Origin of the sequence: Endozoicomonas atrinae (assembly GCF_001647025.1) — a bacterium.
Classification (GTDB): domain Bacteria; phylum Pseudomonadota; class Gammaproteobacteria; order Pseudomonadales; family Endozoicomonadaceae; genus Endozoicomonas; species Endozoicomonas atrinae.
The window spans coordinates 1-2,298 of the sequence record NZ_LUKQ02000357.1 but is presented as its reverse complement, the minus strand read 5'-3'; the positions used below and the strand labels follow the sequence as shown (position 1 = coordinate 2,298).

The following is a 2,298-nucleotide window of genomic DNA, read 5'->3' as shown; positions in this document are numbered from 1 at the left end:
GTACCATTGTCTCTTTAAGAACCGGCTTATCTTCAGAGACCTCTTTCAACAGACTGGGAAGACCTTCCCGATAGACCATCACTTGCATCAGATGCTCAAGAGTGCCGTCAATACAGGGACGGTGACGTTCAAATAACTCAACCAGCACCTTGTCCTTACCACCAAAGTGAGTCACCAGGTGTTCTCTGAGACCGTCTATATCCGGCACTTGATCGATGGGGGCTAATACCCGGAAGCTATCCCACCGGTTGGTATATCGAGCAGTATCGGCAAAACGCTCATTCTCAGCTTGCTCGAATGCGGCGGGTTCATTAAGAAATGCCCATGCGGCCTGGTTAAATGGACCATTTTGACGCTGTAAAGCAAACTGATCCTCCACCAGCTTTCCCAGCAACTCCTGCCCCACATCGTCACGCATGAGATCAATTCTCTGGGCAATGTCATCAAAGATACGCTTCTGTTTCTTATCAAATGCTCTAACCTGCTCCTCGAGATCAATCCGTGTCGTGGTTGGGTACTCATGGGAAACGATGTGGACGGGTTTTCGAATACAGGTATGTGCAATGAGTTGTAGACAAAGATCTTCATCTACATGATTAAGAATACGTTGCGTATGGGGCATCCTTACCTCCAGTAAATTAGCAAACGAATCGACGGCTTAACGATCTCCCTATTACTGTTTATTTATACAGCAGTATCTTGCCCCGCTTTTCCTCTGACTGTCAATTCCCGATGTTAACCAGACAGAGCCGGATACCTCGGTATGGCTTTCGTACGGCGTAATCGCAACACTTTAGAGAACACTCCGACGAATCATCATCAGGCAAACAGCCATGGACGAACCATTATCACTCAAGGATTGGAACATCAGCCCACGGGATGAAATTGCAGCTCTGATCGCTGCAGCCATCCTTCGCAAGCATCAGAGAAGGAAAAATAAAGACCCTGACCGACTGGATAACTCCGCTACCTCATGCATGACTGTGAACACCCCTGAGAATAAGACTGAGGTAGCTTATGAATGACGATAAAACCCTTGCCGCCAGGGTGGTGGCACTGCAATCCATGAAGACAGAAGAATTGCGCAAACTGTGGAAGGAGCTAAATGGCAAACCAGCTCCAGAGCTTGATCTTCGTATTCTTCGACAGCGACTGTCCAATCGAATTCAAGAATTGGCATTGGGAGGACTGAGTGAGAAAAGCTCGGACCGGCTGAAGCTGGCCAGCAAGAAAAGTGAGCACAAACCCAAGTCGGCAAATAGTCGCTTAGTGAAGCCTCCATTGGGGACCGTTATCACCAAGGAGTACAACGGGGAAACCCACGAAGTCATCGTGACCCCGCAGGGTTTTGAGTACCGGGGAGAGATCTACAAGAGCCTCACCCGTATTGCCAATATGATCACCGGCACCAGCTGGTCGGGACCGATGTTCTTTGGGCTGAAATCCAAGTCAAAAGGAGGTGTACATGGCCAAGCGTAAGGAAACGTTGGTGAAGAAGCGATGTGCAATCTATACCCGAAAATCGACGGAGGAAGGACTGGAGCAAGAGTTTAATTCGCTCCATGCCCAACGGGATGCATCGGAAGCGTACATTAACTCCCAGAAGCATGAAGGCTGGGTACTGATACCTGATGACTATGATGATGGTGGTTTCTCTGGTGGGAATGTGGAACGCCCTGCCCTGCAGCGATTATTGAGGGATGTTCAGTCTGGCCTGATTGACATTGTGGTGGTTTACAAGGTGGATCGCCTCAGCCGGTCATTGGCTGACTTCGCTCAGCTGGTGGACCTGTTCGACAAGCATAATGTGTCGTTTGTATCAGTTACTCAGCAATTCAACACCACCAGCAGTATGGGAAGACTCACTCTTAATATCCTGCTTTCATTTGCCCAGTTTGAAAGAGAGGTCACCAGCGAGAGAATAAGAGATAAGTTTCTGCTCTCCAAAAAGAAAGGCATGTGGATGGGCGGTAATCCTCCACTGGGCTATGACGTCGTTGAGCGCAAACTCACCGTTAACCCGGTGGAAGCAGGCCTGGTTAACCTGATTTTCAAAACCTTTGTGAAAACCCGCTCCATTATCCAGACCTGTGAAGTCATCAATAAGAAAGGCTATCGAACCAAGGCGATCCCGTTACACGACGGGACGGTGAGAGGCGACAGTCTGTTTGCCAAAAATACGGTTCACCGCATTCTGCGCAACCGGATCTATATCGGGGAGATTGGCAACAAGGGCGAATGGTACCCCGGTGAGCATGAACCGATTATCCCCATGGACTTATGGGCAAAGGCTCATGG

General features: G+C 49.2%; 4 protein-coding genes. 3 read left to right on the top strand and 1 reads right to left on the bottom strand.

The window, feature by feature from the left end; translation table 11 throughout:
• Nucleotides 1–622, bottom strand: a 622-nt coding sequence (locus AK963_RS33705; RefSeq protein ID WP_175404664.1) for a hypothetical protein, incomplete at its 3' end; no start/stop codon positions are given.
• Between the two features lie 211 nt (nt 623–833).
• Here AK963_RS33705 and AK963_RS26055 point away from each other — a divergent pair.
• From AK963_RS26055 to AK963_RS26045, 3 genes are all read left to right on the top strand, one after another.
• Entirely contained in the window at nt 834–1,025 is a 192-nt protein-coding gene (locus AK963_RS26055; protein ID WP_066018278.1) for a hypothetical protein, read from the top strand.
• Nucleotides 1,018–1,479 (top strand): DUF2924 domain-containing protein, encoded by a 462-nt coding sequence (locus AK963_RS26050; RefSeq protein WP_066018277.1) that lies wholly within the window; start codon nt 1,018–1,020, stop codon nt 1,477–1,479. The genes AK963_RS26055 and AK963_RS26050 overlap by 8 nt, the downstream gene beginning before the upstream one ends.
• The coding region (locus AK963_RS26045; protein WP_139117672.1) for a recombinase family protein at nt 1,466–2,298 on the top strand (833 nt) is incomplete at its 3' end. The genes AK963_RS26050 and AK963_RS26045, both read left to right, overlap by 14 nt.

Coding starts and splice junctions, on each gene's coding strand:
- AK963_RS26055 (WP_066018278.1), top strand. CDS start 834: ATGGACGAACCATTATCACTCAAGGATTGGAACATCAGCCCACGGGAT.
- AK963_RS26050 (WP_066018277.1), top strand. CDS start 1,018: ATGAATGACGATAAAACCCTTGCCGCCAGGGTGGTGGCACTGCAATCC.